This is a genomic window from Bradyrhizobium sp. USDA 3364, assembly GCF_054056355.1.
The window spans coordinates 4,280,332-4,295,096 of the sequence record NZ_JBSRYG010000002.1; the positions used below are offsets into that span (position 1 = coordinate 4,280,332).

17 protein-coding genes are annotated in these 14,765 nt (G+C 64.3%); 11 read left to right on the forward strand and 6 right to left on the reverse strand.

Going from position 1 to position 14,765, the window contains the following annotated elements; genetic code table 11:
• Positions 1–30: 30 nt before the first annotated feature.
• Both ACVILL_RS20215 and ACVILL_RS20220 read right to left on the reverse strand, forming a co-directional pair.
• The gene (locus ACVILL_RS20215) at positions 31–522 is read right to left on the reverse strand and encodes an Hsp20/alpha crystallin family protein (RefSeq protein ID WP_456730660.1); all 492 of its coding nucleotides are present in this window, start codon (positions 520–522) and stop codon (positions 31–33) included.
• A gap of 100 nt (positions 523–622) precedes the next feature.
• Positions 623–1,084 carry an Hsp20 family protein gene (locus ACVILL_RS20220; RefSeq protein ID WP_456730661.1) on the reverse strand — a complete coding sequence of 154 codons (462 nt, stop codon included), beginning with the start codon at positions 1,082–1,084 and terminating at the stop codon, positions 623–625.
• 381 nt (positions 1,085–1,465) lie between these two features.
• Here ACVILL_RS20220 and ACVILL_RS20225 point away from each other — a divergent pair, with 381 nt between their 5' ends.
• Genes ACVILL_RS20225 through ACVILL_RS20235 form a run of 3 tightly spaced genes read left to right on the forward strand, consistent with a single transcriptional unit; the run spans position 1,466 to position 2,306 of the window.
• A complete protein-coding gene (locus ACVILL_RS20225) occupies positions 1,466–1,693 on the forward strand; it encodes a hypothetical protein (protein WP_456730662.1) in 228 nt (75 codons plus the stop codon).
• Positions 1,690–1,869: a hypothetical protein gene (locus ACVILL_RS20230; protein ID WP_456730663.1), complete on the forward strand. Its 180-nt coding sequence runs from the start codon at positions 1,690–1,692 to the stop codon at positions 1,867–1,869. The genes ACVILL_RS20225 and ACVILL_RS20230 overlap by 4 nt, the downstream gene beginning before the upstream one ends.
• Positions 1,866–2,306 (forward strand): hypothetical protein, encoded by a 441-nt coding sequence (locus ACVILL_RS20235; RefSeq protein ID WP_456730664.1) that lies wholly within the window; start codon positions 1,866–1,868, stop codon positions 2,304–2,306. The genes ACVILL_RS20230 and ACVILL_RS20235 overlap by 4 nt, the downstream gene beginning before the upstream one ends.
• Positions 2,307–3,525: 1,219 nt before the next feature.
• Here ACVILL_RS20235 and ACVILL_RS20240 read toward each other — a convergent pair.
• Complete coding sequence (locus tag ACVILL_RS20240; protein WP_456730665.1) at positions 3,526–3,825, reverse strand: hypothetical protein; 300 nt, start codon at positions 3,823–3,825, stop codon at positions 3,526–3,528.
• 384 nt (positions 3,826–4,209) lie between these two features.
• On the opposite strand from ACVILL_RS20240, the gene ACVILL_RS20245 reads away from it, so the two are divergent.
• Complete coding sequence (locus ACVILL_RS20245) at positions 4,210–4,680, forward strand: hypothetical protein (protein ID WP_456730666.1); 471 nt, start codon at positions 4,210–4,212, stop codon at positions 4,678–4,680.
• Between the two features lie 112 nt (positions 4,681–4,792).
• On the forward strand, positions 4,793–5,044 hold the full coding sequence (locus tag ACVILL_RS20250; RefSeq protein WP_456730667.1) for a PilZ domain-containing protein: 252 nt from the start codon (positions 4,793–4,795) through the stop codon (positions 5,042–5,044).
• Positions 5,045–5,621: 577 nt separating this feature from the next.
• Here the strand turns inward: ACVILL_RS20250 and ACVILL_RS20255 are convergent.
• Both ACVILL_RS20255 and ACVILL_RS20260 read right to left on the reverse strand, forming a co-directional pair.
• Complete coding sequence (locus tag ACVILL_RS20255; protein ID WP_456730668.1) at positions 5,622–5,897, reverse strand: HGGxSTG domain-containing protein; 276 nt, start codon at positions 5,895–5,897, stop codon at positions 5,622–5,624.
• The gene (locus ACVILL_RS20260) at positions 5,894–6,529 is read right to left on the reverse strand and encodes a hypothetical protein (RefSeq protein WP_456730669.1); all 636 of its coding nucleotides are present in this window, start codon (positions 6,527–6,529) and stop codon (positions 5,894–5,896) included. The genes ACVILL_RS20255 and ACVILL_RS20260 overlap by 4 nt, the downstream gene beginning before the upstream one ends.
• Positions 6,530–7,000: 471 nt before the next feature.
• Here ACVILL_RS20260 and ACVILL_RS20265 point away from each other — a divergent pair, with 471 nt between their 5' ends.
• From ACVILL_RS20265 to ACVILL_RS20275, 3 genes are all read left to right on the forward strand, one after another.
• Positions 7,001–9,322, forward strand: a complete 2,322-nt coding sequence (locus ACVILL_RS20265) for a molybdopterin guanine dinucleotide-containing S/N-oxide reductase (protein ID WP_456730670.1) — start codon at positions 7,001–7,003, stop codon at positions 9,320–9,322.
• A gap of 102 nt (positions 9,323–9,424) precedes the next feature.
• Positions 9,425–10,468 carry an alpha/beta fold hydrolase gene (locus tag ACVILL_RS20270; protein ID WP_456730671.1) on the forward strand — a complete coding sequence of 348 codons (1,044 nt, stop codon included), beginning with the start codon at positions 9,425–9,427 and terminating at the stop codon, positions 10,466–10,468.
• 73 nt (positions 10,469–10,541) lie between these two features.
• On the forward strand, positions 10,542–10,973 hold the full coding sequence (locus tag ACVILL_RS20275; protein ID WP_456730672.1) for a nuclear transport factor 2 family protein: 432 nt from the start codon (positions 10,542–10,544) through the stop codon (positions 10,971–10,973).
• A 48-nt stretch (positions 10,974–11,021) separates the two neighbouring features.
• Here the strand turns inward: ACVILL_RS20275 and ACVILL_RS20280 are convergent, their stop codons facing one another.
• Positions 11,022–11,534, reverse strand: a complete 513-nt coding sequence (locus ACVILL_RS20280; protein ID WP_456730673.1) for a winged helix-turn-helix transcriptional regulator — start codon at positions 11,532–11,534, stop codon at positions 11,022–11,024.
• Between the two features lie 197 nt (positions 11,535–11,731).
• On the opposite strand from ACVILL_RS20280, the gene ACVILL_RS20285 reads away from it, so the two are divergent.
• From ACVILL_RS20285 to ACVILL_RS20295, 3 genes are all read left to right on the forward strand, one after another.
• Entirely contained in the window at positions 11,732–12,370 is a 639-nt protein-coding gene (locus ACVILL_RS20285) for a DsbA family protein (RefSeq protein WP_456730674.1), read from the forward strand.
• Positions 12,371–12,460: 90 nt separating this feature from the next.
• Positions 12,461–13,975 carry a class I adenylate-forming enzyme family protein gene (locus ACVILL_RS20290; RefSeq protein WP_456734307.1) on the forward strand — a complete coding sequence of 505 codons (1,515 nt, stop codon included), beginning with the start codon at positions 12,461–12,463 and terminating at the stop codon, positions 13,973–13,975.
• A gap of 51 nt (positions 13,976–14,026) precedes the next feature.
• Positions 14,027–14,764, forward strand: a complete 738-nt coding sequence (locus ACVILL_RS20295) for an SDR family oxidoreductase (RefSeq protein ID WP_456730675.1) — start codon at positions 14,027–14,029, stop codon at positions 14,762–14,764.
• The last annotated feature ends 1 nt before the right edge of the window (position 14,765 follow it).

The window sequence follows — 14,765 nt, forward strand, 5'->3', positions numbered from 1 at the left end:
CGGCGGCAGATGCCGCCGCCCGTGGTCGCATCACTGGGTCTTGATGGCGATGCGCTTGACGCCCGCCCGCGGGTTTTCGGACTTCGGCAGCGAGATGGTCAGGACGCCATTCTTGAACGAGGCCTCGGCCTTGTCCTCCTCGACGCCGTCCAGCGCAATCTGCCGTTCGAAGGCGCCGTAAGTGCGCTCGGTGAAGTGCTTGCCTTCGTCCTTGCGCTCGTCCTTCTTCTCGCCGCGAATGGTCAGGACGCCGCCCGCGATTTCGATCTGCACGTCCTTCTCCGTCATGCCGGGAAGCTCGGCCGAGATCGTCAGCGCCTTGTCGGTGTCGCTGACCTCGAGCTGCGGCCAGCCGAACCGCCCTTCCATCAGGGGGGACAGGCTTGGCGCGCCGAAGCCGCGGAAGGCGTCGTCGAACAGCCGGTTCATCTCGCGGTGCAGCGTCATGAACGGATCGTAGCTGCCGCGCGAGGGCGCGAACTCCTGGTTTCTCGACCAGGGAACGAGATCACGAATTGCCATGGCTCTTCTCCTTCAGATGTCTTCTCTCCTTCATGCATGGGGCGAGGGAGCGCGGACGCGCATCGGCGCGCCGCGTTCCACCGTTGCCTCGGCTGCGCGGTCAGGCCGCCTTTTTCTGCTCGATCTGCGACGAGGAGGTGCCGCCGGCCGCGATGTTGATCCTGCGCGGCTTCATGGCCTCGGGCACCTCGCGGACCAGGTCGATGATCAGGAGTCCATCCCTAAACGAGGCCTGCTTGACCTGGACATAGTCGGCCAGGTTGAACACGCGCCGGAACGGGCGCGCCGCGATGCCCTGGTACAGATATTCGGCTGCAGCCTTCTCGGGCTTCCTGCCCTCGATGGTCAGCGCGTTTTGCTCGGCTGTGACGGTAATGTCCTCGGCGCCGAAGCCCGCTACCGCAAGCGAGATCCGGTAATGGTCTTCGCCGGAGCGCTCGATATTGTAGGGCGGGTAGTTGTCCTCGCTCGCCTGGCGCAGCGCGCTGTCGACGAGGCCGGCCAGATGATCGAAGCCGATGGTGGAGCGCCACAGGGGCGCGAAGTCGAAGGTGGTCCTCATACCAAGTCCTCCAAAGAGCAAGTTGGTTACGAAGGAGCGCAAGACGGCAGGTCGCAAGACCGCCCGCCCGGCGCCCGCGCCGGACCCCGGAAGGCGGCCGGCACACCGCTCTCGCGGCGAAAAATGACTTAGAAAAACGACAAGCCGATTCAAGAGGAGACGCAAAAATTTTTTGACGCCAGATTTTTCGATGCAAATTTTTTGATGACATGGACGCCGCGCCGCAGCATGGCGCTCCGCGATGCCCGCCGTTAAGGACTCGCGCGCAAGGCGGCGGCACGCGCTTGACAGCGAGAGCGCCCTGAATAAATTTTCCCGCACCGGAATTCGCTTCCGGTTTTTCGAACCCGAAAAGGACAACGACGACCGTCTGGAGTGACGATGATGTTCGATGAAGATATTGCCCGCATCCGCACCCACCGCAACAACATCCACCGCTATCGACGCCTGCTGAAGACGAGGCTGTCGGACCTCGAGCGCCAGTTCGTCGAACGGCGTCTGTCAGAGGAGCAGGCCGCCGTTGAGGCGCTCGTTTCCGGGACCTTCCCCGTCGCGTTTACCTTGCCGAAAGGTCTTGGCCCCACGTCGAGCCCGGAGGCATCGTCATGACCGACCTCCGCGACCTGCTGATCCGCGGCAGCGAGAAGGTCATCGGCCACTATCGCCTGCTGCTCGCGAGCGCGACGACCGAGAAGGAGTGCGAACTTTACCGAAGCCGGATCGAGCGCGAGCAGCGCCTGCTGGACGAGCTCCAGGGCGGCTTGCCGGATCGGTTCGCGGCATGACCGGCGACGGGCGCTTCGCGGCGTTCGACATCGAGCTGAAGCGGCGCGGACGCGGCAGGTGGAAATGGGCCGTCTGCGGCACCGGCGGACATGCCATCATGTGCGGCTCGGAATGCAGTCAGGCCGGAGCGAGGTACAAGGCGCAGCGCGCGCTGTTTCTCCTGCTCTGCGCCAGCGCCGCGCGGCTTTCGGAACTGCCGCCCGAGCCGTCCGATCCTTCGCCGCGCACCGCACCGGCAATCTCCCGCGTGCGCGCTCGCAGGCCGGAGAACCGGACCACGATCGAAGAGCTGCGCCGGAAGAGTAGGACGCTGTCGGAGAATGTTGCGAAGCATCGCACGGCGCATGCGGCCGTCGCTGCCCCGGCGGCGATGGCTCGGCTTTCCGCCCGGCGGTCCCGTCGCCGGTCCAGTGACAAAGGACCATCCGAGCTCTAGCCTACGATGCATCCGCTGCGGGCATGCTTAGGAATTAAGGTGACAGTGCACGCAATCTACCCATCACAATACGCTTGGGACTACGAGCGAGTTAAGTGCACTGTCACCGTAGCCACAGCCCAGCGGGGACACCGTCCCCAGGCCCGTCACAATAATTCGACGCATGGTGCTCCTGTGGCGCTCTTGCCGGCATGGCCGGTCCTCGAACTCCCGGAGTTTCTGGGTTGTTTTTGCGTATGATGATCATCATCTATTATCTGGCCGGTCAGGCGTCAAGGCACTGCGTCAGGCCGTTCGCCGGAGGGCTCGAAGGCATCTACAGCACGGGTCGGCAGAAGTGGGGACGACGCAGTCGGCGCTCAGGGCGGCGAAACTGCTCATCGATGCGGGCGTGGCGAAGGCGCTGGATCGTCGTTGCTTCCAAGCGGACGTACTGGCCGATATGACGTCCCCGCAAACGCGGCGCGAGTCATGGCAAAGGACTCGAAGCGCGGTGGTCGTGCAATATGCGTACGTCTTGTTCGTGCTGCCTGTAGAAGCTCGTCAGCCGAAGCTCAGGTGATAAGCCCAACAGTCCGGCTGTTGGAGAGAGGGGATTACTCCCTCAGTCGGGTGCAAAGGGCCCATAGGGTTGGCGCCAGCGGCTTACAGGGGCTAGTCCGGATGGACGGCCCGTAGATCTACCATGACCCGGAATTCCAACTGCCCGGCGGCGGAGCGGGCGCTAGGTTGATAGCGCGGGGGCGGCGCCTTGAGGTCAGGAGGCCGCAATGGATCGTCTGTACTTGGGCATCGCCGTGACCAGCACTTACGCGCTGGTCACCATTGCGCTGATCCTGGCCTTCATGCGCTGACCGACCAGAACCTAAATCTTTGCTCGCGGGGCCGCGACCAGGCGCGTTGTCGGCTTCGCGGCGCGCGGCGATATCGGCAACCGGCAACCCTTCACTGCGCCAGCGGGTTTAATCGTCATGCCCAGACCTGTAGCAATAACCCTGATGAGTTTGGCCGTTGCAACGCTGACGGCGTTCGGCATCGCCGCAGCCCTTGTGATCCATTAGCGAGGATGGGCTGCCGGGATTTCACGCCCGGCGGCCCATTGGTCGTTGAGGATTTTGGGCGAACGACCGTCGATCCGGTTGCGATCTACTTCTTTATGTGGTGCTTCGGCATCGTCTCATGCTTCATGGCGTTGCGCGCCGCAATTTGCGAAGCGCGGTCACTTCATCCCCTCCAACACCTGCCGCGCTTCCCCCAGCAACACCCGAATCTGCCATCGCTCGCGATCGCATCCCTGCTGAACAGGCCGTGCTTGCGCGCGTTGCGGTTTGCCTTTGGCGCGCCGGATCCCTTTGCGCCGCCGTGCATGCGACAGCGCGTCTTGCCGTGCACCGCCGGCGCGCGGCACGCGCCGCCACGACGCGTCCTGGCGCCGCGGCGCGGGCTCGCCAGCATCGGGCCGGTCGTTCTGATGCGACGACTCATGCCTGTGCGTCCTGCTGGGCATCGGCGGGATCATGTGCTCGTCTCGAGGGCGCGACCTTCGGCGTCCGCGCCGCGGATGCCGGTGGCCCCAGTGCATCGGCTGTCGAGGCGAAGAGGAGGCGACAGTTGGTGCCCGCCAGGAGCGAAGTCGCCACACCGAATATCGTGGCGCGACAACTTCGCCATGGTGGACCCGGATGGACGGCAATATCCGGTACGCTGATGTTTGATCGGTGCCCGCGTTAAAGCAAACGAACTCGCGCGTTAAGCTTGATGCTGCGCGATCAGGTTAATTCGGGAACTCCGGCCGTCGAATTATCCAGTCCGGTTCAGGTTAACTTCGCCGTGTCATTGATCCCGGTCAGAGTGCTTGATCCATTGCGCCAATTGTCCGGCGACAAGGGCGAAATTTGACCGGATGTTAACCGGCCTCGCCGAGACTATTCTTTGCCAGACCGGAGACGTGGAAGTGTCCTTCCAACTGACCGTCTTGAAAGTGCTGGCCGGCCAGTCCGCCGGACGTGCCTCCGTTGCCGAAATCCGGCACGCCGTCGAAATCCTGATGACCAGCGGCAAAGACTGGACCGATCGCATGAAGCGCTTGGCTCAGCATGCGCCGGATCTGAATATCTTCTCGGCCAGATACGTTCTCCGCGATCACCAAGGCTGGGAAATCTCCGAGGAGGGGCGGCAATTCATCGCCGCGCTCGAGGCGGCGGTTGCCAATCGGATAGAGCCACCGCGTCGATCAGTCGCCGATCTGCAATCCAGCGAGCCTGCAATAAAGCCGGTGGCGGAGGTGGCAAGACCGCTTGATCCTCCCCAGAGACGTCGTGACAGGCCGCGCCGCCGGCGGGGGAAGGATCGATCCAATCGGCGCAGAGCCTGAAATGGCTTGTCGGGCTTTGGCGCGCGGCGCCGCATCAGGGCTTCGTTAGTGGAAACGCAATCTTTCTGACAGAGCATCAATCAGATTTGCATGATTTATTGATGGGCACGGAATGGTTATCCTTCCCGACAGACGAAAGTCTGCGCGTAATCCGTCCTTGGATGATGCCTTGATCAGGTTTGACGACCTGTCGCTGTGCTGCACCGTGCGGGACATCACAGAAGATGGCGCCGCCTTGTGGGCAGACCAGGATTCCGAGCTACCCGATCAGTTCACCCTCATCATTCCACCGAGCAAGACCTGGTTGTGCCATGTGGTATGGCGCAAGGGCGGATGGGTCGGCGTCAAGTTCCACACTGAGTGAAACGCGCGCTCACGTCACGCTGAACGCGACGCCTCCATGGCTGTCTGTCGTGGGCATGCGCGGGATTTGGCAATCGAGGCGCGCTGGCTGTACCGGGAAGCTACGGGAAATGATTCCGCCGCAGCAAGAGGCCCATGCTCATCGTGGCGGTGTAGCGCCGGCGTCGTAACCGGCCGTTCGACAGGGATTGCTCGCTCAGCCTGAGGGAAGTGTGTCGCTCTCGCAACGTTGCAATTGTTCCGCTGGGGACCGGGCGTGTTTGCTCTTCACCGGCCCGCGGATTCGTTCTCTAATGATGACGGACCTTCGGCGGCGATTGTATTTCCAAGATGTTCATTTGAGATCGGGTCCAAGAGGTCGCTGTCAGCGCCAGCGACCTCTTCGTTTTGCTTCATTTCATTTTGCTGCATTGAATTTGCGGAGGGATCCTCCAATGCCGATACAGGTGTGGGCCATTGCAGCTTCGATCGGCTGGACCGCCGTTGTGGGGACGATGCTGCTCTACATGATTTTTGGACCCAACTAGGGCGATGCCGCGATAGTCAGCGCTCTCCGGTCCACCAAGTGGACGACGCCGTCATGGCCGAAATCTCATTCCCTTCAGCAACTGCCGCGCTTCTCCCAGCAACGCCCGAATCTGCCGTCGCTCGGCGATCGCATCCCCAGTGAACAGGCCGTGCTTGCGCGCGTTGCGGTTGGCCCTCGGCGCGCCGGATCCCTTTGCGCCGCCGTGCATGCGGCAGCGCGTCTTGCCGCGCACCGCCGGCGAACGGCACGCGCCGCCGCAGCGGGTTCTGGCGCCACAACGCGGGCTCGCCAGCATCGGGCCGGTCGTGTTGATGTAGCCGCTCACGCCCGTGCATCCTGCCCGGCCTCGGCGGGATCGGGCACTCGCCTGGCGCGCGCCGCCTTCGGCGTCCGTCCCGCAGGCGTCGGGGCCTCGCCGGAGACGATCACGCTCGCATGCTGGGTGACGTTGCCGACGATGGCGTTGCCGCCGTCCTCCACCTTCACGTTCTGCACGGTGACGGCGGGCTCGCCATGGCTGCGGTAGCGGTTCAGCGCTTCGATCTGGGCGGGGAAGGTGCGGGCGAGGCGGCCGAGTGCGCGCGCCGCGCTGTCGTGCTGGGCGAGGTCGTCGGCATGCGCGAGGTGCTGGGCACATCGCATCGCCATCACATGGACCGAAACCATCTGCGCCACCAGCATGGCCTCGACGGAATCCCGCGGGCCAATGCTCTTCACCATCGAGATCATGAAGGCGAGGTTGACCTCGCAGGGCTTGCCGCCGTTCACGCTGGCCCTGACCAATTGCCTGAGGATGCCGTCCATCGCGTCGCGATCGGCGGCCCCGAGCGCGTTCGCCATCAGCGCTTCGCCGAGTTTTGGGTCGGGGTGATCGATGGCGTATCCGCGCCGCGAGAGTTTTATGCGCGGGAGTGCGGCGGCCATCGTCGGCACGGCGAGATCGGGTGCAGTGGTCATGTCGATGTTCCCTGGAATACGCGCGGCACGCGCGCAGGCGATCGCTCGCTGCGGGCGCCGGTGCGATGTCGATGTGGGTTGAGGATGTTCGGCCGCAATCGCAGCCGGTGAGCCCGCTGTTGCGGGCGAGGGGCGCTTAAGCGGCGCTTACACGATTTCGGAATATTGGAAATATGCCCCTGATTTGCCCGACGTGTCAAGCCGCCCGGTCGAACGCCGGCAGCGGGCCTGCTCCTTTGCATGGGGTTGTTTTCGAGTTTTTGGCCGCGCGCACCTGTGGCGGCGAGTTCCGCCACCGTCGGCAGCGATGCGGCCGGTAAGGCTCGGTGCGACGTCTGCGCTCACCGGTCCCGTGCGCGTGGCCGCCTGCGCGTCCCGCAACCCTGTATCCGCAGACATCGGGGTGCGGATCGTTATACTGACGACATCTTTGTGACAGGGCTCGAACCCCGCATCTGAGGACGCCGCTGAATGAGCGAGACCATTGGCTACCCCGATCCCGGCCTCGATCTGTCCGATGGTTTCAAGCCGCACACCTCGCATTGGGGCGCGTTCTCGGCGCGGCTCGGCCCAGCTGGTCTCGAGGTCAGGCCCTATGCCGGCGATCCCGATCCGAATCGCATCATCGACAATTTTCCCGGCGCGCTGCGCCATCAGGCGCGCATTGCTCAGCCTGCGATCCGCCGCGGCTGGCTCCAGCGCGGTCCGGGTCCCGACGATCGCCGCGGCAGCGATGAGTTCGTCTCGGTCAGCTGGGAGCAGGCGCTTGATCTGCTCGGCGGCGAGCTGACGCGGATCCGCGACACGATCGGCCCGGGCGCGGTGTTCGGCGGCTCCTACGGCTGGTCCAGCGCGGGCCGCTTCCATCACGCGCAGAGCCAGGTGCATCGCTTCCTCAACATCGCGCTCGGCGGCTATGTCCGCTCGGTGAACACCTATTCCTCGGGCGCGTCCTCGGTGCTGCTGCCGCAGATCCTCACCGGCTATGAGGACATCACCAAGCGCAACGTCACCTGGGAGCAGATTGCGGCCGAGACCGACATCGTGCTGGCATTCGGCGGCATGGCGCTGAAGAACTCGATGGTGGCCGGCGGCTCGATCAGCAAGCATGTCGAGCGCGGCGCGATGGAGGCGGCGCACCGGCGCGGCTGCGAATTCGTGCTGGTCAGCCCGCTGCGCGACGATCTGCCCGTCGAGGCCGGCGCCGAATGGATCACGGCGGTGCCCGGCACCGACACCGCGCTGATGCTCGGCATCGTCCACACCCTGGTCGGCGAGGGCCTGCACGATCAGGCCTTCATCGATCGCTACACCGAGGGCTGGCCGGTGTTTCTGCGTTATCTCGTCGGCGAGAGCGATGGCGTGCCGAAGAGCGCCGAATGGGCCGCTTCGATCTGCGGCATCGATGCCGGCACGATCAAGGCGCTGGCTCGCCGGCTCGCCGGGCGGCGCGCGCTGATCACCGTCTCGCATTCCTTGCAGCGCGCCGAGCATGGCGAGCAGCCGGTGTGGATGGGCATGGTGCTGGCCGCGGCGCTCGGCCAGATCGGACTGCCGGGCGGCGGCTATGCCTATTCGCTCGGCGCGATCGGCTATTACGGCCGCCGCGTCAACGCGGTGCCCGGACCGACGCTCGGGCAGGGCAAGAACGGCGTCGCCGACTTCATTCCGGTGGCGCGCATCGCCGACATGTTGCTCAATCCCGGCACCAGCTATCGCTACAATGGCGAGACGCGGACCTATCCGGACATCCGCCTGGTCTATTGGGCGGGCGGCAATCCGTTCCACCATCACCAGGATCTCAACCGCCTGCGCAAGGCGTTTGCGCGGCTCGACACGCTGGTCGTGCACGAACTCGCCTGGACCGCCACGGCGCGCCACGCCGACATCGTGCTGCCCTCGACCATGACGCTGGAGCGCGAGGACATCGGCTATTCCACCAACGATCCCTTGATGGTCGCGATGCACCGGATCGCCGAGCCGTTCGGCCTCGCCCGCGACGACTACGACATCTTCGCCGATCTCGCCGAGCGGTTAGGCGCCCGCGAGCCCTTCACCGAAGGCCGCACGTCGCGAGGGTGGCTGGAACATCTCTACGAGCCGACCCGCAAGGCGCTCGCCGCGCGTGACCTCGAATCGCCCAGTTTCGATGAGTTCTGGGCGCGCGGCAGCCTGGTGGTGCCGCAGCATCTCGACGACGGCGGCACGCTGCGCCGCTTCCGCGAGGACCCGGTCGCCCGCCCGCTGCCGACACGAAGCGGGCGGATCGAGATTTTCTCGCAGAAGATCGCGGATCACGGCGATGCCGATTGCCCGGGCCATCCGGTCTGGCTCGAGAAATCAGACACGCCCAAGCCTGACTCGCCGTGCTATCTCGTCGCCAACCAGCCGGTGACGCGCCTGCACAGCCAGCTCGATTTCGGCGGTCACTCGCTCGACGCCAAGCATCGCGGCCGCGAGGTCGCGCGCATGAACCCGCGCGATGCCACCGCGCGCGGCATCGCCGACGGCGACATCATCCGCATCTTCAACGCGCGCGGCGCCTGCCTCGCCGCGGTGCATGTCACCGACGGCATCGCCCCCGGCGTGGTTCAGCTGCCGACCGGCGCCTGGTACGACCCGATGGACCCCGAGGACGAGGCGCCGCTCTGCGTGCATGGTAATCCGAACGTGCTGACGCGCGACATCGGCACGTCATCTTTCGCGCAGGGCTGCACCGGACAGCTCACCACCGTCGAGGTGGAGCGTTTCAACGGCAATCTGCCGCCGATCCGGGCGTTCGATCCGGCGTAATTTCATAGGCGGATCACGAACAAATCATCTGATGGTGCTGGATGGCGGCCGGCCGTTCGGCTACGGCATCACGAGATCGCCCCTGATATCGGACCCGCTGAGATGCACTTGAAAACCCTGTCTTATCTTGCCGTCGCTGCGACCGTCGCGTTCGGTGCCTCGAATGCGTCAGCGCAATCGGCCGCCGAGCCGACCTATGGACCGGAGTTGCAGGGTTTTGAATATCCCTATCCGGTACAGCACTATCGCTTCAGCTCGCAGGGGCAGGAGCTCGACATGGCCTATCTCGACGTCAAGCCGGCGACGCCGAACGGCCAGACCGCGGTGCTGCTGCACGGCAAGAATTTCTGTGCCGCGACCTGGGACGGCACCATCAAGGCGCTCAGCGGCGCCGGCTATCGCGTGATCGCGATGGATCAGATCGGCTTCTGCAAATCCAGTAAGCCGGAACGCTATCAGTTCACCTTCCAGCAGCTCGCCGGCAACAGCCGCGCGCTGCTTGCCTCGCTCGGGATCGAGCGCTCGATCATGGTCGGCCACTCGACCGGCGGTATGCTGGCGATGCGCTACGCCCTGATGTATCCGGACGCCACCGACCGCCTGGTGCTGGTCGATCCGATCGGCCTGGAAGACTGGAAGGCCAGGGGCGTGCCGTGGCTCAGCCTCGACGGCTGGATGCAGCGCGAGACCCGCGTCACCGCGGACAGCATCCGCGCCTATGAGCGCGCCACCTACTATGCCGACACCTGGGATCCGTCCTACGAGGTGTGGGTACAGATGCTGGCCGGCATGTATCGCGGCGAGGGCCGCGCCGCCGTGGCGTCGAGCTCGGCGCGCCTCTACGACATGATCGCGACCCAGCCGGTGTTCTACGAGTTCGAGCAGATCAAGCCGCCGACGCTGCTGTTCGTCGGCGACAAGGACACCACGGCGATCGGCAAGGACACCGCGCCGCCCGAGATCCGCAAGACGCTCGGCAATTATCCGGTGCTGGGCAAGGAAGCCGTGAAGCGGATTCCGCGTGCGCAGCTGATCGAATTCCCCGACCTCGGCCATTCACCGCAGATCCAGGCGCCGGCGCGCTTCCACGAGGCGCTGCTCGGCTGGCTGCAGCATCCGGAAACGGGCGCGACGCTGGTGAAATAGGCTTGCATGAGATGGGTCGAACGGCCCGCCTTGTTTGCGGCTGCCAGGAGATCGCCGACGATGGGAGATAGCCATGGAGGCCAACGTAAGGAAGCTATTCGAACGGTACGAACGATGCTTTGGGCAGGCTCTTGTTGGCGACGTCAACATGGACGAGGTGCGCTCATTTTATGCCGCCGAGTTCATCGCCGCATCCCCGCATGGAATCATGACGGGGAAGAATGATGAGAAGCTCATGCAGGCCATGAGTCAGGGATATGCCCACTATCGATCGATCGGAACCAAGGCGATGCAGATACGCGATCTGAAAATCTCGCCGATCGATGATGGCCATTGCATGACCCATGTCGCGTGGACGGCGACCTATGTCCGCGATAGCCAGCCGGATGTTACGATCGATTTCGACGTCCACTACCTTGTGCAGACGCACGACGCACAGCCGAGGATATTCGGTTGGGTGACAGGCGATGAGCAGGCGCTGCTCAGGAAGCACGGGATCATGTGAGACGAGGCAACTCGCGCGTCGCTGCAGAGCTGAGATGGGTATCAGGAGCTAAGCGGGCCTCGCGCCCTTCTTGGTCCGCTCCTGCGCCCGTGCATGCACGGGTGAGGATTTTCGCGCGCCGGGACCCGGATGCACGTGGACGGCCTTCGCGCTCAGCGGCTCGCCGCATTCCGAGCAGACCATGACGGGGTCGAACATCTTCCCGCAAGTCTTGTGTTCGTGCAGCATCGGCCGGCCGCGCGCGTCGACCATGTGGATGTTGCCCCAGTGCACGATCGACATGATGATCGGATAGAGGTCGAGTCCCTTCTGCGTCAGGATGTACTCGTAGCGCTTCGGCGCTTCCTGATAGGGTATCTTGCGCAGAACGCCGAATCGAACGAGCTTCTTCAGCCGGTCGGCGAGCAGATGCCGCGTGATCCCGAGCGACGCCTGGAAGTCATCGAACCTGCGGATGCGCAAGAAGCATTCGCGCAGGATCAACAGGCTCCAGCGGTCGCCGATCACGGCCACGGTGCGGGCTAGCGAGCACGGCTCCTCCTCGAGAGCATCCCATTTCATCGGCGTCTCCAGCAATCTGCGACGGCAGTATAAATAAAATTCTAAAACAGAACTGACGTAATTTCAATAGGATGCCTTCGCATGACCTATTACATGACAAATATCATATTGACAGTTCTAAAATAGAACTTATGGTCCCCGCCACGATCAACCGGCGGCGACGGACGAGCGCTGCCAATCGAAGGGAAGGGCGTTCCATGGCTGCTCCGCTCAAGGTCGAATTTCACTTCGATTTCGGAAGCCCCAACGCCTATCTCGCCGAACTTGCGCTGCCGGGCATCGAGAAGCGGACCGGCGTCAAGTTCGATTACGTCCCGGTGCTGCTCGGCGGCGTCTACAAGGCAACCGGCAACATGTCGCCGGGCGAGTCACTCCGCGGCATCAAGAACAAGCCCGAATACAACGCGCTCGAGACCGAGCGCTTCCTGCGCCGCTACAACATCACGACGTTCAGGACGAACCCGTTCTTTCCGGTCAACACGCTGATGCTGATGCGCGGCGTCGTCGCCGCCGATTTCGAAGGGCTGTTCGAGCCGTATTTCCGCGCCGCCTATCACCACATGTGGTCCGAGCCTAAGAAGATGGACGATCCGCAGGTGTTCCGCGAGGCGTTCCTGTCCTCCGGCCTCGACATCGACCGCATCATCGCCCGCACCCAGCAGGACGAGGTGAAGAAGAAGCTGATCGACAACACCAGCAATGCCGTGACGCGTGGTTCGTTCGGTTCGCCGACCTTCTTTGTCGGTGACGAGATCTTCTTCGGCAAGGACCGCTTGCGCGAGGTCGAGGAAGAGATCGTCGCGCAGCTGGCCGCCGGCCAGCGCAAGACCGCCTGAGCGGGACATTCCTCAACACAACAATCAAGCCCGAAGGGCTGATGCAGGGAGGTTGCAGTGCAGGCGTCGACCCAAATTGCTGAAGGAAGTGTGGAAGGCTTGCCGAACCGCATCCACGAGGTGATCAATCGCCACGTCGTGGCGACGCCGGATCATCCGGCGCTGATCGACGACTCGATGCGGCTGACCTATCGCGAGCTCGATCAAGCGGTCGATCGCGTCGCCGCCGCTTTGCAGGCGCTCGGCATCCGCGCCGGCGACCGCATGATGATCGTGAGCGAGAATTCCATTCCGCTCGCCTGCCTGCTGCTGGCGGCAAGCCGGCTCGATGTCTGGTCGATCGTGGTCAATCCGCGGCTGTCGCCGCGTGAGCTAGATCAGATCAGGGACCACAGCGGCGCCCGCCGCGTGTTGCTGACCGCCGACGTCTCGCAGGAGGCGGCCGCGCATGCCGTGCGTTATGAGGCCATCGTGCAGGATGTCGGCCCGCTCCGCGGGATCGCCGTCACCAGCCTGAACCTGGCAACGGTGGCCGAGCCGGTCGAGGCTGACGGCGCCAACCAGGTCGCGGTCCTCATCTACACGTCCGGCACCACGGGCACGCCGAAGGGCGTGATGCTGACCCATCGCAATCTCCTGTTCAGCGCCCGCGGTACCGCGGCCTTCCGCAAGATGGGGCCCGACGACGTGCAATATTGCGTGCTGCCGATCTCGCATATCGTCGGCATCTCGCTGCTGACCATGACCCTGATGGTCGGCGCCACCGTGCGCCTCGTCGCAAAATACGATCCGGTCGCCCTGGTCAAGGCGATGGCCGAGGAAGGCATCACGATCCTGAACGGCGTGCCCGCGACCTATCAGCGCCTGCTCGAATACCGCCGCAATGCCGGCCTGCCGAAGCTCGATCGCGGCCGGTTGCGGGTGATCTCGGTGGCCGGCGCGCCGCTCGACCTCGAACTCAAGTCCCGGGTCGAACAGGAACTCGGCCTCCCATTGCTCAACGGCTATGGCATCACCGAATGCTCGCCGGGCATCTCCGGTGTCCGGCCCGACAACCCGCGGGCCGACCACGCGGTCGGTGCCGTCATGGCGGGCATCGAAGCAAGGCTGGTCGGCCGCGACCTCAAGCCGGTTGCACCGGGCGAAGTCGGCGAGCTTCACGTCCGTGGCCCGAACGTGATGCGCGGCTATTACCGCGCGCCCGATCTGACCGCCAAGGCGATCGATCCCGACGGCTGGTTCAATACCGGCGATCTCGCCCGCTTCGAGAATGACGCGCTCTATATCGTTGGGCGCACCAAGGAGATGATCATCCGCTCCGGGTTCAACGTCTATCCGGCCGAGATCGAGGCGGTGCTGAGCACGCATGACGCTGTTGTGCAGTGCGCCGTGGTCGGCCGGGCGGTCGAGGGCAACGAGGAAGTCGTCGCCTTCGTGCAGCTGATCAAGGGCTCGACGGTGACCGCGCAGGACCTGATGGCCCATGTTGCTCCGCAACTGACCTCGTACAAGCGGCCGTCGGAGATTATCCTGATGGACGCGCTGCCCGCGACATCGACGGGCAAGCTGTTGAAGCACAAGCTGGCGGAATCGTTGCGCAGCTGAACTGGCGCACCGTCCGCAGAACAATTCACTCGAGCAAGACCGGAGAACACCATGCAGAAGAGAAACAGGACGGTTGCCGTCATTGGTGCCGGTGATTTCATCGGCGGCGAGATCGCCAAGAAGTTCGCCTCCGAGGGCTTCACGATCTTCGCCGGCCGCCGCAATGGCGACAAGCTCGCGCCGCTGGTCAAGGAGATCGAGGCCGCGGGCGGCGAGATACATGCGCGCTCGCTCGACGCGCGCAAGGAGGAGGAGATCACTGCCTTCCTCAACGACGCCGACAAGCATGCGCCGCTGGAGGTCTGCATCTTCAACATCGGCGCCAATGTCAATTTCCCGATCCTCGAGACCACCGAGCGCGTGTTCCGCAAGGTGTGGGAAATGGCCTGCTATTCCGGCTTCCTGGCGGGACGCGAGGCGGCGCGGCTGATGACGGCGCGGGGAGCGGGTAACATCTTCTTCACCGGCGCGACGGCGTCGCTCCGCGGCGGCAGCGGTTATGCCGCCTTTGCCAGCGCCAAGTTCGGCCTGCGTGCCGTGGCACAGGCGATGGCGCGCGAGCTGGGCCCGAAGAACATCCACGTTGCGCATCTGATCATCGATTCCGGCGTCGACACCGAATGGGTGCGGCAGCGCCGCCTCGAGGCACTCGGCCCGAACGCGCTCGACAATCCCGATTTGCTGATGCCGCCGGCGTCGGTCGCCGCGTCCTACTGGCAGCTCTACCAGCAGCCGAAGAGCGCCTGGACCTTCGAGCTGGAAATCCGGCCCTTCGGCGAGAAGTGGTAAG

Coding starts and splice junctions, on each gene's coding strand:
- ACVILL_RS20245 (WP_456730666.1), top strand. CDS start 4,210: ATGTTAACCGGCCTCGCCGAGACTATTCTTTGCCAGACCGGAGACGTG.
- ACVILL_RS20220 (WP_456730661.1), bottom strand. CDS start 1,084: ATGAGGACCACCTTCGACTTCGCGCCCCTGTGGCGCTCCACCATCGGC.
- ACVILL_RS20280 (WP_456730673.1), bottom strand. CDS start 11,534: ATGAAATGGGATGCTCTCGAGGAGGAGCCGTGCTCGCTAGCCCGCACC.
- ACVILL_RS20295 (WP_456730675.1), top strand. CDS start 14,027: ATGCAGAAGAGAAACAGGACGGTTGCCGTCATTGGTGCCGGTGATTTC.
- ACVILL_RS20240 (WP_456730665.1), bottom strand. CDS start 3,825: ATGATCCCGCCGATGCCCAGCAGGACGCACAGGCATGAGTCGTCGCAT.
- ACVILL_RS20250 (WP_456730667.1), top strand. CDS start 4,793: ATGGTTATCCTTCCCGACAGACGAAAGTCTGCGCGTAATCCGTCCTTG.
- ACVILL_RS20215 (WP_456730660.1), bottom strand. CDS start 522: ATGGCAATTCGTGATCTCGTTCCCTGGTCGAGAAACCAGGAGTTCGCG.
- ACVILL_RS20265 (WP_456730670.1), top strand. CDS start 7,001: ATGAGCGAGACCATTGGCTACCCCGATCCCGGCCTCGATCTGTCCGAT.
- ACVILL_RS20270 (WP_456730671.1), top strand. CDS start 9,425: ATGCACTTGAAAACCCTGTCTTATCTTGCCGTCGCTGCGACCGTCGCG.
- ACVILL_RS20235 (WP_456730664.1), top strand. CDS start 1,866: ATGACCGGCGACGGGCGCTTCGCGGCGTTCGACATCGAGCTGAAGCGG.
- ACVILL_RS20230 (WP_456730663.1), top strand. CDS start 1,690: ATGACCGACCTCCGCGACCTGCTGATCCGCGGCAGCGAGAAGGTCATC.
- ACVILL_RS20275 (WP_456730672.1), top strand. CDS start 10,542: ATGGAGGCCAACGTAAGGAAGCTATTCGAACGGTACGAACGATGCTTT.
- ACVILL_RS20285 (WP_456730674.1), top strand. CDS start 11,732: ATGGCTGCTCCGCTCAAGGTCGAATTTCACTTCGATTTCGGAAGCCCC.
- ACVILL_RS20260 (WP_456730669.1), bottom strand. CDS start 6,529: ATGACCACTGCACCCGATCTCGCCGTGCCGACGATGGCCGCCGCACTC.
- ACVILL_RS20225 (WP_456730662.1), top strand. CDS start 1,466: ATGATGTTCGATGAAGATATTGCCCGCATCCGCACCCACCGCAACAAC.